This is a genomic window from Micromonospora inyonensis, assembly GCF_900091415.1.
Taxonomy (GTDB): Bacteria; Actinomycetota; Actinomycetes; order Mycobacteriales; family Micromonosporaceae; genus Micromonospora; species Micromonospora inyonensis.
In genome coordinates, this window is the sequence record NZ_FMHU01000002.1 from 1,273,126 (window position 1) to 1,294,453 (window position 21,328).

A 21,328-nucleotide genomic window follows, 5' to 3' on the forward strand; every position below is an offset into this window, starting at 1 on the left:
CCTGAGACGCCGGCTGCCCCTCACCATATTTACAGACTGAAATGGACTGATCGCACTCCGGAAGGGGTTCAACAGCGCGGACTGCCGGGCGTACGCATGGCCGAAGGTGAGGTGAGGATCTCCGGCCATCTGGGAGAGCGAGATGGCTGGACCGTGGATGACGGTCGATCTGGCGGCTGCGGCGTACATGAAGGCGGTGTCATGACCTCTGCAAACAACGGGTCGCCTATCGACGGCCCGATCCGGATCCTGCTCTGCGACTCGCAGCCGATGACCCGTATCGGTCTGAAGACTATCCTGTCCGAGTGCCCCGACATCCTTGTCGTGGGAGAGACAGCCAACGGCGAGCAGGCGGTGCGGGCGGCCCGGCGGCTCCAGCCCAACATCGTCCTTGCCGATGCCGACCTGACCGGCCTCGACGCGGTGACGCTGACCGAGCGGATCACCAGCGTGGACCTCCAGGGCGACACCGTCAGGCGGGCGGCTGTCGTATTGATGATTTCCAACATCGACGGTAACGTGTTCGAGGCATTGCGGGTAGGCGCGTCCGGCGTTCTCCTCAAGACGTGTGACGTGGACGAACTCATCTGGGCCGTGAAGGTTGTCCGGGAGGGCAACCGCTTCCTCGCACCGCAGATCATCGGCGACATCCTCGACCACATCTTCGGCTTCACCCTCACCCGCGCCGGCAACCTGGCGCTGGAAAGCCTGACCCTGCGCGAACGCGAGGTACTGGATCTCGTGTCGAAGGGCATGAGCAACCAGGAAATCGGGAAGCGGCTGCACATCGGCGAGCCGACGGTGAAATACCACGTGTCCCAGACGCTACGCAAACTCGACCTGCGCGACCGGGTCCAGGCGGTCGCGTTCGCGTACCGCAACGGGCTGGTCGATCGCGAGCTGCCCGGCTAGGCCACAGTCGACCGAGGTCTAGGGCGCGGCCGGACTTACGACGGGGGCGGGGCGCGGGCCGGCGCCGATAGCGTCGGAGGCCAGACAGGGCCACAGGGAGGTGACGTGCGCAACCGCAGCCGGGCGCGGCCGATCGTGCCTCTCACCGTATCGCGATCGCCGGCCGAGCCGGTCATAGCGGATGCCATTGGACTGGTCGCCGCTCAGCTGGCTGGCCTCGCCGCCGGGCTGCGGGCCGCCGACCGGGCCGATCCCCGTCACGAAGCGTTGTTGTGTCTGGTGGAGAGCGCCTGCCAAGCGGCCGGCGCGCTCGAGACCACCGCCGGCGACCGCACGGTCGACCTGTTGGAGGAGGCGCTCGCGGCGGCTCGCGCGGCGGTCACCGCGGCGTCCTTCGCCCTCGTCGCCCAGGGCCGCTACGGCCCGCCGCCGGGCTGAACCGGCCCGCGCCTCGATCCGGATCCGCGAGGAGGAACACCACCATGCCCCCCAACACCGCCGGTCCGGCTGCGGCGCGGACCCTGGACGCCCTGGCACAGTTGTGGTCCACCGCGCTGCGGAGCGAGGAAATCGGGCTCGACGACAACTTCTTCGCCCTCGGCGGCAGCTCCGTCCAGGCACTCGAGGTCGCGGCCCGCATCCGCGAGGACCTTGGCGTCGACGTCCCCGTCGACCTGCTGTTCTCGGTGCCGACCATCCGCGAGGCCGCCCATCTGGTCGAGTCGGCCGAGCCCGTCGAGAGCACCGGATCGAGCGCGGCCGCGCCGGCCGGGCCGCCGGTGGCCTCACCCGCCCAGGAGCGCATCTGGTTCGCCGAGCAATGGCAGCCCGGTACGGCGGCGTACCACATGCCGTGGGCGATCGACATCAGTGGCCCGCTCGACCGGGCGGCCCTGCTCGCCGCGATCGACGACCTCGTCGCACGGCACGCGATCCTCCGTACCGGCTTCGGCGAATCCCGGCCCGAACCCCGGGTCCTCGGCGGCCTCCGCGTTCCGGTACGCGAGCACGACCTACGGACCGTCCCGGAACAGTCGCGCCGCTCGGTCGCCGACAACCTCCTGCGCGACCTGGCTCGCCGCCCGTTCGACCTGTCCGGCCCGCTGCTGCGCGCCGACATGCTGGTCGTGGCCCCGGATTCCCACATCCTCCTGCTCACCCAGCACCATCTGACCGGCGACGGCTGGTCGACACGGCTCCTGGTCGCCGAACTCGCCCAGCGCTACGCCGACCACACGGCCGGCCGCGCGACGCCCCCGGCACCGGAGGATCCCTACGCCCGCTTCGCCGCCTGGCAGCAGCAGGCAGTCTGCGACGGCAGCTTCGATGCCGACGTGGCGTACTGGTCGGAGATGCTGTCGGGCGCGCCCGCCCAGCCCGTCACGGTGCCGGCTACGCGGTCCGGGCCGAGCGGTGGGCGCACCCGGGAGTTCGAACTCGACGCGAGCCGGATCCGGACGGCGAGCCGGGAGCTGGCCGCGACGCCGTTCACCTACCTGGCCGCCGTGACCGCGGCGCTGCTGCACGCACGCACCGGGCAACGCGACATCGTACTCGGGACGACCAGCGCGAACCGGGAACGGACTGAGGTGGCCGCGGTCATCGGCCCGGTCTTCAACCTGTTGCCGCTGCGGTTGCCGGTGCCGGTCGACGCGACCTTCGCGAGCCTGGTCGGCGCGGCGCAGCCGGTCGTCCTGGGGGCCTTCGCCCACCAGGACGCGCCGTTCGACCTGCTGGTGCGCCGCCTCGTGCCGGAACGGACGCTGAACGCGCCGCCGTTGTTCCGCGTGCTGGTCGAGTTCGCGCCGCACGTCGCCGACGCTGATCCGGCCGGCACGCACTGGCGGGCTGCCCTGGTGGACACCGGTGCCGCCAAGTACGACCTGGCGTTCACCATCACCGACGAGGGCGACCGATTCGGTGGGCGGCTCACCTACGACACCGGCCGCTACGGCGAATCCGACGCGGAGGAGATCCTGACGGGCTGGCTCGACCTGCTCGACCGGTACGCCGAGGACCCACGCCGTTTGCTGAGCACGCCGCGGACGGAACCCGCGACGCCGGCCGTCACCGCCGCGACGGCCGCCGACGAGCCGGTGGAAAGGCTGATCGCGGTGCTCTGGTCGGAGCTCCTCCACCGCGGCGTCGACAGCTTCGACCGGACCGACAGCTTCTTCGCGCTCGGCGGAACCTCGCTGGAGATCGTGCGCCTGATGGCCTGGCTACGCGCGGAGATGCGTGTCTCGATCAACCCGATCAGCCTGTACGAGAAGCCGACGGTCGCCGCGCTCGCCGCCGCCGTCACGGCCGCCGAGCCCGCGCCCGGCCACGCCCGTGACCTCGCCCGCGTCCTGCTGCGCCTGCGCGCGGCCGGGTCGGACCGGTGGCACCCCGTCGGGGAGCTGCCGTGATCTTCGAGCTGAACCACGCACAGCGGCGCAACCTCTACCAGACGCCGCCGGAGCGGGTCTACACCATCACGGTGTCGCTCGATATACCTGGTGGCCTGCCGGTACGCCAGGTCCGGAACGCGCTGGCCCAGCTGGCGGACGTGCACGAGGCGCTGCGGTCCCGGCTGATCGACCCGGGTGGTCACCCTCGGCACGAGGTCACCGCTGCCGCCCGGTGTGAGATCGCCGTGTGCCTGATCCGCCGGATGGACGAGATCCCCGACATCACGGTCACCGATCCGGTGCCGGTCGACCCGACCGAGCACGCCGCCCGCGCCACGCTGTACACCCGGCACGGCCTGGTCCGTCACGTCATGCTGACCGTGTCGCACCTGTTCGCCGACGGGATGAGCCAGGGCGTCCTGCACCGGGACCTGTCGGCGCTGCTGCGTGGCGAGCCGATCGTCGGGGCCGATCGGCGCCGCCAGGTCAGCGACTACGCCGACGACCGTCTCGGCGACGTCACCCGGCGGAACACCGAGTACTGGCAGGCCGTCCTCGCCGACGCGCCCCGGGCCTGCACCTTCAGCGGTGCCGTACGCGGCGCGGAGGAACTGCTGCGAGTCAGTCGGCGCACCGACCGGCGGATACGGGGCGAGGTCGGCGAGGCCTCCCGCGAACTCGGCGTGTCGCCGTTCGCGGTCTGGGCCGCCGCCCTCAGCGCCCTCGTCGGTGTCTACACCGGGCAGCACCGGCAGGTGTTCCGCTCGGTGTCGGCCAACCGGTTCGACGACGCCGACGCGGCCGCCGTGGCCAACCTCGCCCAGCCCGTGTACATCCTGGTCGACGGCGAGCCCGGCGACACCCTGCGGCGGCGGGCCGAGCGCGTGCTGGAGGCCAGCCTGGCCGCCCACACGCACGGCGTGTTCGACTCCGTTGCCCTACTGGAGTGGCTCAACGAGCGGGAACGGCGCCGTGGCGCGGTCTTCCGGCCGGCGTTCGACCTCAACTTCCTGGTGCACGACGACGGTCTGCTGCCACCGGTCGGCGACGACGTCCAGCGCTGCCGGGTGACTCCCGGGCGGGCCACCGCCGACCTGGCCGTGCAGGTCCAGCCCGGACCGACCACCCACGTCCGGGTCACCGCCGGGGAACCGGTCTGGGCCGGGCGTGGTCCCGGCGACATCGCGGCCGACCTGTTCGAGACGCTGCGGGCGTTCGGCGACGACCCCGACCGGGTCCCCGACGACCTGCCGATCAGTCCGCTCGTCACGGCGGCCAGACTGATCACCGGCCACCGCAGCGGCGTGGCCATCGACCCGGAGGCCCAACTCGCTCTGCTCACCAGCGTCGCCGGGGTGCGTGCGGCGGACTGGACCACCGCCGACGGCCGGGACGGGCTGCGTGTGCTGGCCCGAGTCGCCGCCGAGGCATGCCCCGACGAACTGATGCGTGCCTACACCGAACGGCAACCGTGGGTGAGCGGTGCCGTGGTACCCGACGGGATCGTCGTCTACGACGCCGCGAAAGGAACGATGCGATGACCGGCAAGCCCGCCGTCCTGGGCGGAACACCCCTGCTGTCCACGCCACTGCCGATGACCCGCCCGACGCTGGTCGACCAACCCGGGACCATGGAACGCATCCGTGCGATCCTCGCCAGCGGGATGCTGACCGATGGGCCCACCGTCGCCGAGTTCGAACACCAGGCCGCCCGGTACCTGGGGGTCGAGGATGTGGTCGCGGTCAACAGCTGCACCAGCGGCCTGATGCTGGTGCTGCGCTGCCTCGGCCGTACCGGCGACGTGCTGCTGCCCAGCTTCACGTTCATGGCCAGCGGACACGCCGTGATGTGGAACGGCCTGCGACCGCGCTTCGCCGACGTGGCTCCCGACACCTTCACGCTCGACCCTCGGGCGGCCCGTGCCGGCGACCCGGTCGCCATTCTCGGTGTCCACACCTTCGGTATGCCGGCCGACGCCGACGAGCTGGCGAAGGTCGCCGCCGCCCGAGGCGCCGAGCTGATCCTCGACGCGGCCCACGGGTTCGGTGGCCGCTATCCGGACGGGACCCGTGTCGGCAGCAAGGGGCTGGCCGAGGTGTTCAGCCTCAGCCCGACCAAGCCGCTGACGACCGCCGAGGGCGGCCTTGTCGCGACCGATGACCGCTCCCTGGCGGCCGAACTGCGGCACGCGCGCAACTATGGTAATCCCGGCGACTACGACAGTCGTCTCGTCGGGCTCAACGCGCGGATGACCGAGATCTCGGCGGCGATGGGGCTGTGCGCCCTACCGGCGCTGGACGCCACCCTCGACCGCCGACGTGCGCTGGCCGGCCGTTACGTCGACGGCCTGGCCGGGCTGCCGCTGGGCGTCCAGCGCGTCCCTGACGGTTGTACCCCGGTCTACAAGGACTTCACGATCCTGGTCGACCCTCGCCGGTTCGGCATCGACCGCGACCGGCTCGCCCAGACGCTGGCCGCCGAAGGGATCAGCACCCGGTCCTACTTCGACCCGCCGCTGCACCGGCAGACCGCGTACGCCAGCTGCGAGCCGGTCGACCTGCCGGTGACGGACGCGATCGCGGGTCAGTGCCTGACCCTTCCGCTCTACTCACACATGCCGGAGTCGGCGGTGGATATGGTGATCGAGGCGATCATTCGCGCCTACGACCACCGTGAGGAGCTGGCATGAACTACGTGGCGCAGTTGCGGGCACTGGTCGGGACGCGCCCACTCATCCTGCCCGGCACCTCTGTGCTCGTCCTCGACGACGTTGGCCGGGTGTTGCTCGTCGAGCGGACGGGCATCGCCGGCTGGGGCCTGCCGGGCGGGTTCCTGGAGCCGGGGGAGTCCTTCGAGGACGCCGGCCGGCGCGAGGTGCTGGAGGAGACCGGCCTGGAGATCGGCGCGTTGACGCTGCTCGGCGTCTTCTCCGGACCCGGGTACTACTTCCGGTACCCCAACGGGGACGAGGTGCACAACGTGACGGCGGCCTACACCGCACCCGTGCGGTCAGGCACACTCGCCGTCGACGGCACCGAACTGCGCGGCGGCCGATTCTTCGCCGTCGACGAGCTGCCGGATGACGTCATCGGCCCGGAGAATCCGATCGTCGTCGCCTACGCCGAGCAGCTCACCGCCGCAGGTCCTCGTTGAACTCTTCCTGACCGTGGCGGAGGTGCCCGGCACTCCGCAACTCATCGCCGCGCGCGGCGCCGGGCGGCGCGTCATCGCCGGGCCGGGCGTCGTGCGGCTCGTGTCCCGGTGGCCGGGCGTACCCGGTGGGGGAGGTGCCACGCCAGAGCGCGACGGCGCAGGCGAGGGTGACCACGGCGGTGGCCGCGAGCAGCGCGCGGTAGTCGAACACGGTGATGAGCGTGGCGCCGAGTGCGATCGACACCGTGTTGGGGATCAGGATGAACATGTTGGACGCCGAGTTCACCCGGCCCTGCATCCGGGTCGGCGTGTGGACCTGCATCGCGGTGGTGAAGCCCACCACGAACCACACCATGGCCGCGCCGTTGAGAACCGAGGCGGCCACGACCACCTGAAGCGACGGAGTGACCAACGCGAGGTTGCCGACGCCGAACGCGGCCAGCGCGAGGGCGATGAGGCGGCCGTCGCCGATCCGCCGGCTCAACCACCCGGCCGTCAGGCCGCTCAGGACGGCCCCGACGCCCTGGATGCTCGTGATCACCCCGAAGAACGACGGCGAGCGGTGCAGCCCCGTTTCGATGACGGCGAAGATGACGGTCTCGAAGAAGCCCAGTACCGCCCAGGCCGCCGCGGCCGCGAGCGTGACCCGCAGCAGCAGCGGCACCGACCGGATGTGCTGGAAGCCGGCCAGGACGTCCCGCCGGAACGGGACGCGGGGCTCCGGCTCGGTCTCGGTGACGCGGATCGAGCCGAGGATCGCCGCCGCGACGACGAACAGCGCGGCGACGAACAGGGCCAGCGCCGTGCCGCCGAAGGCCGCGTAGAGCGCGGCGCCGATCAGCGGGGACAGGACACGGATGCCCTGGCTGGCCGTTTGTAGTGCGGCGTTGGCCGAAGCCAGGTCCTCGTCGGACACCAGTTCCTTGAGCATCGCCGAGCGGGCCGCCACGATGAACAGCGCCGAGCAGCCGTACAGGACCGCCACGGTGTAGAGGATCCACAGCTGGTCCGTGCCGCGCACCAGCAGCAGGCTCAGTACGACCAGACCGGTCAGCAGGTTGGTCAGGACGAGCAGCGGCCGGCGGCGTACCCGGTCCACGATGCTCCCGGCCGCCGGGGCGAACAGCACCGGGACCGTCAGCGCCAGGAACACGGCACCGGCCGCGCTGTTGCTACCGGTGAGGTCCTTGGCCCAGATGCCGAGGGACAGGTATAGGGCGGTGTCGGCGAGGTTGGAGACCGACTGGCCGATCAACAGCCGTCGGAAACGGGAAGACGCGAGAACCGTCGCCATCTGTGCCCCTGCCCATCTGTCGGCATCCCTTGATAAAGAAGGTTATCTAATTCGCGGTGGGTGCCGCCGACGTGCCGAGCCGAACCGGCGGTGGACGCCCCCGTCGACCGGCGGCCGGTCACCGCACCCGATCGCCGGGCACGGGGGCGGACCACCGCGTCACCACCGGGCGGCCACCCGCTGCGTCACAGCGCCGCGACCACCTCCGGCGGCCACCCGGCCGGTTCGGTGCCGTGCTGGCGCAGGAAGGCGTAGGCGAACCGCTCCAGGCCGAAGGCGACACAGCCGGTGACCATCTCCTCCCCACTCGCCGCGCCGATGGTGAACCGCGACGTGAAGAACGAATCGTGGTAGTTGAACGAGCCGCACGCGATCGTGCGCTCGGCGTCGACGTTGAGTTGCAGCTCGTACTTCGATTCCGACAGGCTCTGCAGCGTCATCTTGGCCGCGAAGTCGGCACCGACGAAGAACGGGTCGGTCGCCACAGCGCAGTGGCCGGCCAACGCGTGCCTGCCGAGGAACTCGCGTACCGTTTCCATCAGGTGTCGCCGGCGCTCGCGGACGCTGTCGCGGTCGCCGATGAAGACGATCTCGCGCATCGTGAAGTCCCAGAGGCGTTCCAAGCCGTCCTCGTAGCGTGACTCGTGGCGGAAAACCTTCGCCGCCGTGGTCACCACTGCCTGACCTGCCACCAGGGTCCGGCCCCGGAACTGGTGGTAGACGTGGAAGCAGGCTGCCGGCGGCAGGCAGAAGTCAGCCGGACCGGCGTGCTCCAGGACCCGGTCGGCGACGTCGCCGTGGCCGTGCCGCTCGGTGAAGCTCCGGTAGTTGTCGATGTCGCCGCGCAGCCGGGTCGTGAACATGAGCAGCTGCGGAAACGACTCGACGTAACCGCACCGGTCGATGACCTCGGTCGGGATCAGCGTCGGGTAGCGGATGCCGACCGCACCGACATCGCGGGCCATGGCGCGGAAGCCGGCGTCGAAATACTCGAGCAGGTCCAGTACCGGCCCGCTCACCGATGCCAGCCCCGGCGCGGTCGGGACCACGCTGTCCAGACCGGTCAGCCGTTCGACGACGCCGGTCGGGTAGCGGCCGCGGTCCGGCAGCCGCCACACCACCTTCTCCGGCACCTCGCGCCGGTGGGCGATGTCGTCGGCCACCAGGCGGAGTACCTTCGACGCGACGGCATCCGCCCGGGCCGGGTCCGTGACGGTGATCGTCACGCCGCTGATGTCCTCGGTACCACCCGCCGTGACCGGGGCGGCCTCGCGGACCCGGACGAGCCGGAAGTCCTTGATCTCCTCGGCGACGTAGAAGACGTGGCGGCGCAGGTCCTCGGCGTGCCAGGCGGCCAACGGCTGGGGGAACGTGACGGTGAACGTGCTCGGGGTGGTCATCGGACACCTCGCTGGACGGAGACCGCCTCGATGACGACCACAGCCTGGTCGCGTACGGTGCGGGCGCGGAAGAACGTGATGAGCGGGACCTCGACCGCGTAGCGGGCGCCGATCCGGTCGCGCAGTTGCGCCGCCTTGAGCGACTGACCGCCGACCTCGAAGAAGTCCACGGTCATGTCGTCGATCGGCGTGTGGAGCAGATCGCTCCAGAGAGCGGCGATCTCGGTCTCCAACGGCGAGGCCGCCGCACCTTCGCCACGATCGGCCAGGGCCTCGCAGGCGTGGCTGGCCAACGCGGCCCGGTCGATCCGGCCGTCGCCGCCGAGCGGGATCCGATCGAGCCTGCGATACGCCGAGATCTCCAGCCCTGCGGGCAGCACCGCGTCGACCTCGTCGGCCGGGTACGGCGGCTCCCCGACGACGTAGGCCACCAGCGCCGAGTCCTCGACGGCCACGACAGCGTCACCGACGCCGTCGAGCCCGGCCAGGACCGACGCCACCGCGGTCACGTCGACCGGGCGGCCGGCGATGGTCTCCGGGTCCAGCACGTCCAGCCGGCCGTCGGGCAACCAGCGGGCGTACCGGCCGGTCGGGCGCAGCCGCTCACCGTCGATCGGGCCGCTGACCGACGGCTCGCCGGCCACCTCGACCCCCCCGAAGTGCAGCACGCCGGTGACGCCGGGCGGAGTGATCCGCCCGTCCGCGCCGAGGACGTATGCCGTCATCCCGGGCAACGGCCGCCCGACCGGTACCCGGACCGACCAGCCGCCGTCGCCGCCCTCGCCGGCGCAGACGCCGCCGAAGGCGTGAAACTCGTGGACCACGACACTGTCCGGGGCCAGCTCCCGCCAGGCGTCCAGCACCCGCTCCGGGAAGGGGTCACCATGAATCACGATCGTCCCGGCGAGCTTCGCCGCGGCGTGCCGGTCGCCCGTCGCGGACAGCTCGGCCAGCTGGGCCGGAGCCAGTGGCAGGACCCCGAACGGCGCCTGCTGGCGCAGGTCGACGTCGGCCGGCAGGACGCGGACGTGCTCGCCCAGCACCAGCGGCAGGAACGCGTGGGCGAACCCGGCCGCCGACGCGGGCACAGCGGTCAGTGGCACGCCGCCACCGCAGGTGCGACCACCGTATTCCTCGGCAGCCCACGCCAGGTACGCCACGAGCGCCCGGTGTGACATCGGCTGCCCGTCGACCACGCACACCGCGGTGGCCGGGTCGACGGCGGGATCGGACAGGCTGCCGGTGGCGGCGGCGATGGCGGCCGCGTCCCGGTCGAGGGCGACCGTCGGACCGGTGCCGAAGCGGCCGGCGTCGGCCTCGGTCGTGACCGCGAGATCGATGCGGCCGAGCATGTCGCCGTCCACGGGCGGCGCGGCGTACGGCAGCGACGTGGCGCCGATCCGGCTGACGGCCAGCAGGGCCACCATCAGCTCCGCGCCCGGCGGAACGGCCACGGCCACCCTCGACCCGGGGCCTGCGCCCAACCGGCGCAGGTGCCGGGCCAGCCGCGTGACGCGCTCGTGCAGGTCCGCGTAGCTGAGCCCGGGACCGCCGTCCGACACGGCCGTCGCCTGCGGCGTACGCCCCGCCTGGAGCGCGACCACGTCGTGTAGACACAGATCCCCGCAGATCGGCTCACGCGAGCCGTTCCAGTCGTAGACGAGCCGGTCGTGCTCGACGGCGCCGAGCGGGGAGAAGCCCTCCTGGCTGTCGGTCGGGGTGGCCATGGCCCGCAGCACGGCGACGTAGTACCGGTGCATCGCCTCGCCCATCTCGTCGGAGACCCGGTCGGTGTAGTAGTCGACCCGCCACAGCATCTGGTTTGAGCGCGGGTTGCGCAGCACGCCCGCGTTGACGCTGAAGCTGTTCGGCTCGACCCGGTACTCGGCCTGGTTCTCGACCCGACCGTCCATGATCTCCACACCGGCGCCGAGCACGTCGCTCATCACGTGGAAGTGGTTGTACAGGAACGACGTGTCGAACAGCCGCGACCGCGTGCCGACGTCCCACTGCATGTGCGCGTAGGGGTAGCGCCGGTACGGCAGCATCTCCTGCTCCGCGGCGAACGTACGCTGGATCAGGTCCAGCCACGTGCCGCCGGACACGGTCACCATCACCGGCGGGATGTTCAGGAACATGCCCCGCACCTCGGTCGAGTCGACGTCCTCGGGGCGGCCGTGGGTGCTGACCCCCGCGACCACGTCGCGCTCTCCGGTGAGCAGGCTGAGCACCTTGAGGTACGCCGACAGCAGGACCGTCTTGAGCGGCACGCCGGCCTGGGCCGCCGCGGCGAGGACGGCCTCGCACAGCTCCGGCGGGATGAGGGTGTCGGTCGACCGGTGGCTGGCGTCCCCGGTGGACGTGAACCGCCACCGGCGCACGCCGTCGATGACCTCGCCCCCCGTGGGGGTGTCGTAGTCGGCGCCCGGTTTCGGTCCGCGCGGGCCGTTGCCCCACCGGGGCAGCTGGAACGGGCGGTAGCCGTCGAGCTTGCCGGCCCAGTAGCCGCGGTGCTCCGGTGACTCGATGGCCTCCCGCTCCAGCTCGATGAAGTCACGGAACTGGGCCACCGGCGGCGGGTCGGCCGGTGCCTGCGGATCGCGCAGCAACTGCAGGTAGCGCCGCAGCGTCTCGGCCTGGGTCGAGAACAGGCTCCAGCCGTCGAACACCGCGTGGTGCTCGGTGATCGTCCACTGGAACTCGCGGTCGGAGCGGCGGTGCACCAGGTAGCGCAGCAACGGCACATCGCCGGGGGAGAAGGTGCTGCGCCGCTCGCGGTCCAGCACGCCCAGCAGGTACTCCTCCTGCTCCGCCGCGGACATGCCGCGTAGGTCCTCGACCTCGACCGGCAGGTCGGCGGTCGGATACACCAACTGCATCGGCTCGCTGTAGGTCGACAGGTCGAACGCCGTCCGCATGATGCTGTGCCTCGTCACCGTGTCCGCCACCGCCTGCCGGAACGCCGCCTCGTGGAAGGGCGCACCGACGCGGAACACGTTGACGTTGTGGTACGGCAGGTTCTCGGTGTCCAGGGTCATGTGGTAGACCATCCCGGCCTGGAGGACCGACATGGGATACGCGTCCTCCAGGCCCTTGGGTAACGCCGCCCGGTCCTGCTCGGACACCAGCGAGAACGGCTCCCGCCGGCGGTCGGTGGCGTCGACCGGTTTGGCCAGCGGAGCCAGCTCGGCCACGGTCGGGGTCCGGAACAGGTCCGGCAGCATGATCTCCAAGCCGCGCTTCTTGACGGTGCCGATCGCCTGGAGCGTCCGGATCGAGTCCCCGCCGAGGTCGAAGAAGCTGTCGTGGACGCCGACGCGGTCGACCTCCAGCACCTCCGCCCACGCCTCGGCGATGATCCGCTCGACGCCGTCGCGCGGCGCCTCGTACTGGCCGGCCAGGTCGGGTCGGGTCGCCTGCGGTGCCGGCAGCCGTTGGTGGTCGACCTTGCCGTTCGGCGTCGTCGGCAGCGCGTCGAGGAACACGAACACCGCCGGGATCATGTGCTCCGGCAGCACCTTGGCGGCTTCCGTGCGTAGCGTACCCACGGTCAGGCCCGGCCCGACGACGTACGCCACGAGCCGTGGCGCGCCACCGTCCCGGCGTACCGTGGTGGCCGCCGCGCGTACCCCCGCGATCCGCGACAACACGTTGTCGATCTCCCCGATCTCGATCCGGAAGCCACGGATCTTCACCTGGTCGTCGTTGCGGCCGAGGTACTCCAGCTCACCGTCGGCCCGGCGCCGGCCGACGTCACCGGTGCGGTACAGGCGGGCGCCGTCGACGTCGCTGAATGGGTCGGCCACGAACCGCTCGGCGGTCAGCTCCGGGTGGCCGAGGTAGCCCTTGGCCACCCCGCCACCGCCGACGTAGAACTCGCCGGGTACCCCGTCGGGCAGCAGCCCGCCGAACCGGTCGAGCAGGTAGACCGACAGGTCCGGGATCGGCACGCCGAGCGGACTGCCGGTGCTCGCCACGTCACGACGGCGAAGCGGTCGGTAGGTGACGTGGACGGTGGTCTCGGTGATGCCGTACATGTTGACCAGGCGGGGGCTCTCGTCGCCGCGCCGGTCGAACCACCGGCCGACGCTGCCGAGGTCCACCGCCTCGCCGCCGAACACGACCAGGCGCAGGGCCAGCCGCGCGCCGCTGTCCGCGTCGGCCGCCTCGAACTGCCGGAAGGCCGACGGGGTCTGGTTGAGCACGGTAACGCCCTCGGCCCGGACCAGCTCGTGGAAGTCCCCGGGCGACCGCGCGACCAGGTAGGGCACGACGACCAGCCGCCCGCCGTAGGCCAGCGCGCCCCACATCTCCCAGACCGAGAAGTCGAACGAGTGCGAGTGGAACATCGTCCACACGTCGGTGTCGCGGAAACCGAACCAGTGCTGGGTGGACGACAACAGCCGGCTGACGTTGCCGTGGGTCACCTCGACGGCCTTGGGCCGACCGGTGGTGCCGGAGGTGTAGAGGACGTAGGCGCGGTCCTGGACGCTGACGGTGACCTCCAGTGGCCGCGCCAGCGGCGCGTTGTGGGCCACGTCGACGACGGGCCACGGCCCCTCGGGGAGCGCGGCGCGGCCGGCCTTGTCGGCCACCACGGCGTGCGTCCCGGCGTCGTCCAGCATGTACCCCAGCCGGTCGCGGGGGTACCGCACGTCCAGCGGCAGGTACGCCGCACCGGACTTGAGCACGGCCAACAGCGCCACGACGAGGTCGACACTGCGGTCGACGCAGAGCCCGACGATGCTGCCTGGCCCGGCGCCGTGCTGGCGCAGCGCGTGCGCCAGTGCGGTCGAACGCTGGTCGAGATCCGCGTAGGAGAGCTGCCGGTGGGTGTCGCTGACGGCGATCGCGTCCGGTCGCGCGTCGACGCTGCGGGCGAACAGCTCGGTCAGTGCTTCCGTCGCGACGGTGGGCCTGGCTGCAGCGGATCGCCGCAGGACGGCCGCCCGCTCCTGGGGGTCGAGCAGATCCAGGTCGCCGATCGACCGCGCCGGGTCGGTGGCCGACGTCAGCAGGTGCCCGTAGGCCGCGATCAGGCGGTCGATGTCGGTCGCGTCGAACAGGTCGCTGTCGTACTCGACCTCGAAGCTGGTGTGCTCACCGAGGAACACCGACCAGGTCAGGTCGAACTTGGCCGTGCCGCGTTCGACCGTCTCGCCGCTGAGGCGGGCGGCCCCGATCGACGCGCCCACGCCGGGCCGTTCCTGGGCGCCGAAGACCACCTGGACGATCGGGCTGTGGGACAGCGACCGCTGAGGGGCCAGCTCGGTCACCATCCGCTCGAACGGCAGATCCTTGTGGGCGTAGGCAGCCGCGGCGGCCGCGTGCGTACGCCGCAACGCCTCCGCCAGGTCGGGCCGGCCGGACAGGTCGGTGCGGATCGGCACGGTGTTGACCAGCGGGCCGACGACGTGCGCCAGCCCGGGCCGGTCACGCAGCGAGACCGGCGTGCCGACGACGAGGTCGGTCTCCCCGGTGAACCTGGTCAGCAGGATCTGGAACGCGGTCAGGTACCCGGTGAACGGCGTGACCCCGACCGATCCGCTGAGATCGCGGACACGGGCCGCCACCTCGTCGGGTACGAGGAAGGTGACGGTACGCCCGGCGAACCTCCTCGTGCTCGGCCGTGGCCCACTCGTCGGTACCGGGAGGATCTCGGGTGCTCCGGCCAGCCGGTCCCGCCAGTACGCCAACTCCTCGTCCAGCCCGCCACCGGACAGGCGGTCGTGCTCGAACGCGGCGAAGTCGAGGTAACGCCCAGGCTCCGGCGGCGGCACAGCCGACTCGCCGTCTGCCTCGCGGTACAGCACGTCGAGGTCACGTAGCAGAACGCCCAGCGACACGCCGTCGCCGACCATGTGGTGCACGGTCAGGGCCAGCAGATGCCGGCGCGGGTCTACCCGGATCAGGGTCAGGCGGGCAGGCGGACCCTGGCGCAGGTCGAACGGGCGGCGCACGGCGGCCTCGACGAGCCGCCGGGCGGCATCGGCGGCGTCGGCGCGGCCCGATACGTCGTGGAAGGCGTACTCCGCCGGGACGGCCGGATCGACGAACTGGTCGAGACGCCGTCCGTCACCGTCGGCGAAGCGCGTACGCAGAGCGCCGTGCCGCCGCACGAGTGCCGCGTACGCCGTTCCGAGGACCGACGGGTCGAGCGGGCCGTCGGCCCAGAACACCGCCGGGGTGTGGTACGTCGGGGTGCCGCGGCTCCACTGTTCGAAGAACCACATCTGCCGCTGCCCGGACGACATCGGCCCGCGGTCGCCTTCGACCCGGGGGATGTCATCGGACCCGCTCATCTTCAGCAGGCGGCTCAGCTCGGCTTCGTTTCGCTGACGCTCGTCGATCGTCACGACGTGTCCCTTCTGCGTCGGTGGGGTGGAAGCGGTCGGCTCCGCCGCGCCGGCGGCCGGTCAGCGTGCGGTGAAGCCGCCGTCGACGGGGATGGCCGCGCCCGTCACGTCCGTCGACTCGTCGCTGCCGAGCCAGACGCACGCCCGTGCGACGTCCTCGGCGCGCACGAGCCGGTTGGTCGGCTGGTCGGCGACGAAGGTGCGCTCGTGTTCGGTCACGGGTAGGCCCAACGCGCGGGCGATCTCGGCGAGCATCCGGCCGTCGAGGGCCGGGTCGTCGCGGACGGAGCCGGGGCAGACCGCGTTGACCCGGACGCCGTGCGGCGCCAGGTCCAGCGCGGCCGCTTTGGTCAGCCCCACGAGCGCGTGCTTGGCGGTCACGTACGCGGCGAACGAGCGGTAGCCGACGAGACCGGCGGTCGAGGCGATGTTGACCACGCTGCCCCGGCCGGTCCGCAGCATCGACGGCACGGTCAGCCGCAGCATGCGCCACGCGCCGTCGAGGTCGACGTCGAGGATCAGTCGCCACTGCTCCTCGCTCACCTCGTGGACCGGCACGCCGGCCGGTGCGGCCAGTCCCGCGTTGTTGACGAGCACATCGACGCGTCCGAACCGGTCGAGCGTCTCGTCGATCGCGGCGCTCGCGGCGGCGCCGTCGCGGACGTCCACGGCGTGGCTCGTCACGGTGACGGCGTGCTCGGCGCACCGCTTGGCGGTCATGGCCAGCTGGTCGGGCGTGCCCAGTGGGTACGGGCAGCCGTCGATGTCGGCCGCGACGTCGAGCAGGACGACGTCGGCGCCTTCGCTCGCACAGGCGAGTGCGGTGGCGCGACCGATGCCCCGGGCGGCCCCGGTGACGACGACGACCTTCTCACGCAGACGCATCCTGAACTCCCGTCGCCAAGGTCGCGGCGAGCGCTCGCGCGACGGGGTGGCGGTACACGTCCTTCACTGTGACCTCGCCGAACCCGGCCCCACGGGCCTCGAGGGCGGTCTTCAACGCGAGCAGCGAGGTGCCGCCGATCAGGAAGAGGTTGTCGTCGGGCCCGACCGGGCGGCGCAACAGCCGCTCCCACAGCGCCAGCACCCAGGCCAGCGGACCGTCTGCCGGGGTGCCCGCGTCGCCGCCCGGCGGCGCGGTCGCGGACGTGGCCACCGTGGGTCCGGGCAGGCGCGCGACGTCGAGCTTGCCGTTGACCGTCGTCGGCAGCTGGTCGATCGGGGTGATCGTGCGCGGCAGGTAGTGCACCGGCAGCCGATTGGCCAGGGCCTGGCCCAGCCGGGCGGGGTCGGCCGGCCCGACCACGTAGGCGGCCAGGAAGGCGTCGTCGTCGTGGCGCCGGACCACCACCGCCGCCGCGGCCACCCCTAGCTGGTCCAGCAGCGCGGCCCGGACCTCGCCGAGTTCGATGCGGTGCCCCCGGACCTTCACCTGGCCGTCGAGACGGCCCAGGTGCTCCAGTTCGCCGTCGGGGCGCAGGCGACCCCGGTCGCCGCTGCGATACCGCCGGCGTCCGCCGGCCGTGGCCGTGAACCGCTGCGCGGTCAGGCCAGGACGGCCGAGATAGCCGTGCGTGACGCCCGCGCCCTCGACGTAGATCTCGCCGGGCACGCCGACCGGCAGCACCCGCCCGGCGGCATCACGTACGCACAGCGACCAGCCGGGCAGCGCCTGGCCGACCGAGCGGCCGGCCAGGGCCACGTCGACCGGGAGGATCGTCCTGCGGGTGCAGTGGACGGTCGTCTCGGTGATGCCGTACATGTTCTCGACGCGTTGGCGCGGATAGCGGTCCAGCCACGACCGCAGGACCGACACGTCCAGCGGCTCGCCGCCGAAGACCAGCAACCGAACCGAATCGCATTCCCCGCCATCCACCGCCGACAGCTGCGCGAACGCCGACGGCGTCTGGTTGAGCACGGTCACCCCCTCGTCGATCAGGAGACGGTGGAAGGCGTAGGGGTCTCGCGCAGTCTCGCGCGGCACGACGACCAGCCGGCCGCCCGTGGCCAGGCAGCCCCAGATCTCCCATACCGAGAAGTCGAACGCGTAGGAGTGGAACACCGTCCACACGTCGGCTTCGGAGAAGCCGAAGTCAGCGGTCGCCGCGAGCAGGTTGAGCACCGTGCGGTGCGCGACGAGGACGCCCTTGGGCCGCCCGGTCGAGCCCGAGGTGTAGATGACGTAGGCGGCGTCGGGCGCACCGATGCTCGGCAGCTCCGCAGGCTCGGCCGGCCCGCGCACCGGTAGCACAGGCGCCGTGGTGTCGACCGTCCCGTCGGGCCCGATGACAGCAGCCACACCGGCGTCCTCGGCCATGAAGGCCAGCCGCATCCTCGGGTACGCCGGGTCGAGCGGAACGTAGGCGGCCCCGGCCATGAGCACGCCCAGCAGCACGGGAATCAGCGACTCGTCCGGCTCGACGGTGACCCCCACGCGGTCGCCGCGGCGCACGCCCACTGCCGCGAGCCGGGTGGCGACGGCGTACGCCTCGTCCGACAGCCGCTGGTAGGAGATCGTCCGCGACCCGCACCGGACGGCTACGGCGTCCGGCCGCTCCCGCGAGCGGGCCAGCACCGCCGAGACGATGCTCTCGTCGTCGCCGACGGCCAGCCGGGTCGGGGCGGGTGGTTCGGCGGCGATCTCGACGCCGCCGACCGGGCGGGCCTCGTCGGCGGTGAGGACGGCCGTCACGGCGTCGAGGAAGGCCCGGGCCGCGCGCGGATGGACTCCCGCCTGGGTGTGCAGGGTGAGCTGCCGGTCGCGCAGGCTCAGCTCGATCGGCGCGATCGGTCGGCTGCGCCACTCGTCCAGTACCTCGGGGTCGGCACACACGACGGCCACCTCCGCCGGGGCGGCGACGGTCGTGGCCGGGCGGATCGACGTGCGGATCCGCACGCGCGGCGCGTCGTCGGCCGCGTCGACCTCCACGGCCCCGTTCTCGGTGCCCAGCGCGACCAGCGACGTGCCGGTGTAACGGGCCAGGACCACGGCCGCCGCCGCGATCACGTCGGCCTGGTCGAGAGCCGCTTCGGCCCGCCACACCAGTTCCGAGGGCTCGGCCGGGTCGGGTAGCCCGGCGAAGGTCGCCCACGGTGGGACCGGTGCCACCGCCTCGCCCGCCCGTACCGTCGACACGAGCAGGTGCTCGGTGCCGTCGACGTAGCGCAGGAGGACCTGACGGTCACCGGCCCGCGAGGGGTCGATCGGGCGCCGCAGGATGCGGCGGCGGACGGCGGCGGCGCGCGGGTCGTCGGCGGCCACCACGGTCGTCTCGGTGAACAGCGGCCGGTGCGGGTCGGGAGCGCGTCCGGCGTACGCGGCAGCGTGCAGAACGGAGTCGGCCATGTCAGGACTCCAGGGTGCGCTCGATGACCGTCAGCAACGGTTGCGGGTCGTCCACGAAGTACATGTGCCCGCCGGGCAACTGGACGACGGTGCTGACGGCGCTGGTCACCTTGGCCCACCGCGCGCAGTCGTCGGCGCTCACCAGATGGTCGGACGTGCCCCGCAGGGCGGTGACCGGTACCGGCAGGGGCCGCTCGGCGTCGGTGCGGTAGGTCTCGTGCATCCGCACGTCGGCGCGTAGCACCGGCAGGACGATCTCGCGCAGGTCGGGAATCGCCAACGCCGGATGGGTGTAGCCGGCCAGGCTCTCCACCCGCCCCACGAACTCGGTGTCGCTGAGCTGGGCGGGGTCGCGGCCCAGTGGCGTGGTCGGATCGACCGATCCGCTGGCGAACAGGTGCACCGGCGTGCGCCCGTCGGCCACCAGGTGGCGGGCCACCTCGTAGGCGAGGACCGCGCCGAAGCTGTGGCCGAACAGTGCGACGTTATCGTCCCCGGTGGACCGTTCGACGACCTGGCGTACGCACCGCGCGATGGTGTCCGCCATGCTCAGCGGCCATGGCTCGTCGAACAGCTCCTCACGACCCGGTAGCTGCACGCCGTGCACCCGCACGCCTGTGGTCTCGGGCCAGGACCGGTAGAGGGAGGCACCGCCACCGGCATAGGGCAGTGCGAACAGGAGGGTGCCCATCAGGACGGCCTCCCCTCATGGCGTACGACCGCGTTCTCCAGGACGAGCCGGTCCAGCCGCGACCGGACGAAGGTGTCCAGGGCGGTGCGCGGATCGCGGATGATGGGCTGCCCTCGCAGGTTGAGCGAGGTGTTGAGCAACACCGGCAGGCCGGTGAGTTCGCCGAAACGGCCGAGCAGCCGCCACAGGCGGGGGTTGTCCGCGCGGCGCAGCACCTGCACCCGCGCCGTGCCGTCGACGTGGGTGACGGCCGCCAGCGGCTCCCGGTAGGCGGACCGCGTGTGGGTGACGAACAGCATGTGCCGGTAGCGCTCGACACCGTCGCCCACCTCGAAGTAGGTGTCGGCGTCCTCCTCCCGTACCACCGGCGCGAACGGCCGGAAATCCTCGCGCTGCTTGACGACGGCGTTGAGCCGGTCGCGGACGCCGGCGTCGCGCGGGTCGGCCAGGATGCTCCGGTGGCCCAGCGCGCGCGGCCCGAACTCCATGCGACCGGTGAACCAGCCGACGAAGTTCTGCTCGGTGAGCAGGTGTGCGATGTCGTCGAGCAGCTTGTCCTCGTCGTCGTAGGTCTCCACGGCGATGCCGGTGGTCTGGGCGATGGCGGCCCCGCACTCGGCGCCCCCGTAGGACGGGCCCCAGTAGGGCATGCTCATCCGGGGGAACGGTCGGGCCGGGTGGACGGCCAGCGCGGCACCGAGGGCGGAGCCGTCGTCGCCGGCTGCGGGCTGGACGAAGATGTCGTCGAACAGGCCGCTGCGGCTGGCGACACCGTTGACGGTGCAGTTGAGCGCGACGCCCCCGGCGTAACAGAGCCGGCGTTCACCGGTCGTCGTGGCGAAGTGGCGCAGGGTGTGCAGCAGCGCGTGTTCCACGACGGCCTGCGCGGTGGCGGCGATGTCCATGTGGGTGCCGGTCAGCGGTTCGCCCGGTTCGCGGGCCGGCCCGAACAGCTCCACCAGCTTGCGGCGGGTGCCGGCGAGCGTCTCGAACTCCTGCCAGCCCCGGTTCTCGCCGAGGACGGGCACCGAGTAGGTGCCGTCGTCGCGGAGCCGGACGAGCTGGTCGAAGACCGAGCGGAACCGCCCGGCGTCGCCGTAGGGCGCCAACCCCATGACCTTGTACTCGTCCATGTTGAACTCGAAACCCAGGTGCAGGGTCACGGCGCCGTAGAGGGTGCCGAGCGAGTGCGGTGCCGGAACCACCGCGAGTGGGCGCAGGTCGGGGCCTTCGCCGGTCAGCACGGTCATGCTCTCGGCCTCGCCCATGCCGTCGGCGACCAGCACCAGCGCCCGGTCGAACCCACTGAGGTGGTACGCGCTCGCGGCGTGCGCCAGGTGGTGGCGTACCGGAACGAACAGCCGGTCCCAGTCGGCGTCCGGAAAGTGCCGACGCAGCCGGTCCTTCATCGCTTCGGGGGCGTACGCCTGGTCGTGCCGCCGCCGGAAGTACGGGTTCGCGGCGTGCACCGGCGATGACGCGTAGTGGAAGCCGTGCGCCACCGAGTCCAGGTCGTCGAAGGTCAGCCCGGCCTCGCGCAGGCAGTACCTGATGGCGTTGACCGGCAGCTCGCCGGTCGCCTTCACACCGGTGAACCGTTCCTCGGCGGCGGCGGCGACCACGCCGGCGTCGGTGACGATCGCGGCGGCCGAGTCCAGCCCCTGCACGATCCGGTAGTCGCGTTCGGCGAGGCCGGGAAGCTCCCGCCGCTTGAACGGCTGGCTGTTCGGCAGCCCGCTGACGCCCAGTACGCGCATGGTCGCCTCCTCGTCGTCGGTGCTCG

General features: G+C 72.0%; 13 protein-coding genes. 6 read left to right on the top strand and 7 right to left on the bottom strand.

Translation table 11 applies throughout. The annotated features are described in order from the left end of the window. Window positions 1-96 precede the first annotated feature (96 nt). The 6 genes from GA0074694_RS20420 to GA0074694_RS20445 all read left to right on the top strand — a co-directional run bounded on the left by GA0074694_RS20420 (window position 97) and on the right by GA0074694_RS20445 (window position 6,458). On the top strand, window positions 97-912 hold the full coding sequence (locus GA0074694_RS20420) for a LuxR C-terminal-related transcriptional regulator (protein WP_091460824.1): 816 nt from the start codon (window positions 97-99) through the stop codon (window positions 910-912). 105 nt (window positions 913-1,017) lie between these two features. Continuing rightward, window positions 1,018-1,350, top strand: a complete 333-nt coding sequence (locus GA0074694_RS20425; RefSeq protein WP_091460826.1) for a hypothetical protein — start codon at window positions 1,018-1,020, stop codon at window positions 1,348-1,350. A gap of 44 nt (window positions 1,351-1,394) precedes the next feature. Further along, window positions 1,395-3,323, top strand: a complete 1,929-nt coding sequence (locus GA0074694_RS20430) for a condensation domain-containing protein (RefSeq protein ID WP_091460829.1) — start codon at window positions 1,395-1,397, stop codon at window positions 3,321-3,323. Next, window positions 3,320-4,846: a condensation domain-containing protein gene (locus GA0074694_RS20435; protein WP_176738040.1), complete on the top strand. Its 1,527-nt coding sequence runs from the start codon at window positions 3,320-3,322 to the stop codon at window positions 4,844-4,846. The genes GA0074694_RS20430 and GA0074694_RS20435 overlap by 4 nt, the downstream gene beginning before the upstream one ends. After that, window positions 4,843-5,994: a DegT/DnrJ/EryC1/StrS family aminotransferase gene (locus GA0074694_RS20440; RefSeq protein WP_091460835.1), complete on the top strand. Its 1,152-nt coding sequence runs from the start codon at window positions 4,843-4,845 to the stop codon at window positions 5,992-5,994. The genes GA0074694_RS20435 and GA0074694_RS20440 overlap by 4 nt, the downstream gene beginning before the upstream one ends. Beyond that, entirely contained in the window at window positions 5,991-6,458 is a 468-nt protein-coding gene (locus tag GA0074694_RS20445; RefSeq protein ID WP_091460837.1) for an NUDIX hydrolase, read from the top strand. The genes GA0074694_RS20440 and GA0074694_RS20445 overlap by 4 nt, the downstream gene beginning before the upstream one ends. On the opposite strand, the gene GA0074694_RS20450 is transcribed toward GA0074694_RS20445, so the two are convergent. The 7 genes from GA0074694_RS20450 to GA0074694_RS20480 all read right to left on the bottom strand — a co-directional run bounded on the left by GA0074694_RS20450 (window position 6,436) and on the right by GA0074694_RS20480 (window position 21,302). After that, on the bottom strand, window positions 6,436-7,752 hold the full coding sequence (locus GA0074694_RS20450) for an MFS transporter (protein ID WP_091460840.1): 1,317 nt from the start codon (window positions 7,750-7,752) through the stop codon (window positions 6,436-6,438). The two genes, GA0074694_RS20445 and GA0074694_RS20450, sit on opposite strands and share 23 nt — an antisense overlap. Window positions 7,753-7,937: 185 nt before the next feature. Next, a complete protein-coding gene (locus GA0074694_RS20455; protein ID WP_091460842.1) occupies window positions 7,938-9,152 on the bottom strand; it encodes an aminoacyl--tRNA ligase-related protein in 1,215 nt (404 codons plus the stop codon). Then, on the bottom strand, window positions 9,149-15,508 hold the full coding sequence (locus GA0074694_RS20460) for a non-ribosomal peptide synthetase (protein WP_091460844.1): 6,360 nt from the start codon (window positions 15,506-15,508) through the stop codon (window positions 9,149-9,151). Before GA0074694_RS20460 ends, GA0074694_RS20455 begins: the two co-directional genes overlap by 4 nt. Before the next feature lie 60 nt (window positions 15,509-15,568). Further along, on the bottom strand, window positions 15,569-16,393 hold the full coding sequence (locus GA0074694_RS20465; protein WP_091460847.1) for an SDR family oxidoreductase: 825 nt from the start codon (window positions 16,391-16,393) through the stop codon (window positions 15,569-15,571). Then, on the bottom strand, window positions 16,380-18,854 hold the full coding sequence (locus GA0074694_RS20470) for a non-ribosomal peptide synthetase (protein ID WP_091460849.1): 2,475 nt from the start codon (window positions 18,852-18,854) through the stop codon (window positions 16,380-16,382). Before GA0074694_RS20470 ends, GA0074694_RS20465 begins: the two co-directional genes overlap by 14 nt. A gap of 1 nt (window position 18,855) precedes the next feature. Then, the gene (locus GA0074694_RS20475) at window positions 18,856-19,545 is read right to left on the bottom strand and encodes a thioesterase II family protein (protein ID WP_091460851.1); all 690 of its coding nucleotides are present in this window, start codon (window positions 19,543-19,545) and stop codon (window positions 18,856-18,858) included. Continuing rightward, the gene (locus GA0074694_RS20480) at window positions 19,545-21,302 is read right to left on the bottom strand and encodes a carbamoyltransferase family protein (RefSeq protein WP_091460853.1); all 1,758 of its coding nucleotides are present in this window, start codon (window positions 21,300-21,302) and stop codon (window positions 19,545-19,547) included. Before GA0074694_RS20480 ends, GA0074694_RS20475 begins: the two co-directional genes overlap by 1 nt. Window positions 21,303-21,328: the final 26 nt, after the last annotated feature.